Source organism: Clostridioides sp. ZZV15-6388, from assembly GCF_020657755.1.
Taxonomy (GTDB): Bacteria; Bacillota; Clostridia; order Peptostreptococcales; family Peptostreptococcaceae; genus Clostridioides.
The window spans coordinates 1-460 of the sequence record NZ_JAGWCU010000103.1 but is presented as its reverse complement, the minus strand read 5'-3'; the positions used below and the strand labels follow the sequence as shown (position 1 = coordinate 460).

At 27.4% G+C, this 460-nt stretch carries 2 protein-coding genes; both read left to right on the top strand.

The window, feature by feature from the left end:
• The first annotated feature begins 16 nt into the window (after positions 1-16).
• Positions 17-106, top strand: coding sequence for a hypothetical protein (locus KGF48_RS19945; RefSeq protein WP_227868502.1), 90 nt, complete (start codon positions 17-19; stop codon positions 104-106).
• The coding region (locus KGF48_RS19940) for a phage head-tail connector protein (RefSeq protein WP_227868501.1) at positions 99-460 on the top strand (362 nt) is incomplete at its 3' end. The genes KGF48_RS19945 and KGF48_RS19940, both read left to right, overlap by 8 nt.

Here is a 460-nt window from a genome sequence, read left to right as displayed (position 1 = left end):
ATCTAAACCAGAGCTTATGGAAATTGCTAAAGGCAAGAATATAAAGGGATATTCAACTAAAACTAAAGAGGAATTAATTCAACTACTAGATGAGTACAATGCTTGATAATGTTAAATTAGTTTTAGGAATAGAAAATGATAGATATGACAAATTAATAATCCTTTATATAAATAAAATAAGTGAGATGGTTTTAGAATATTGTTCTAGGCAGGAACTAAGTACAGCACTAGAAGGGTTTGTAGAAGAAAAAGTAATATCAATATTATCTTCAAGATTTGAAGAACTTAAGAAAAATAGTGGACTTGATAATCTAGAAAAAAGCTTAAAAGCTATAACTAGAGGTGACACTAAGATAGAATATAATGCTTTAACATTACAAACTGCTGAAAATAGCATCAGTTCATCATCTTTTTTAACTGATACTGATAAAAAATTTCTAAGCCCATTTTGTATTGTTAG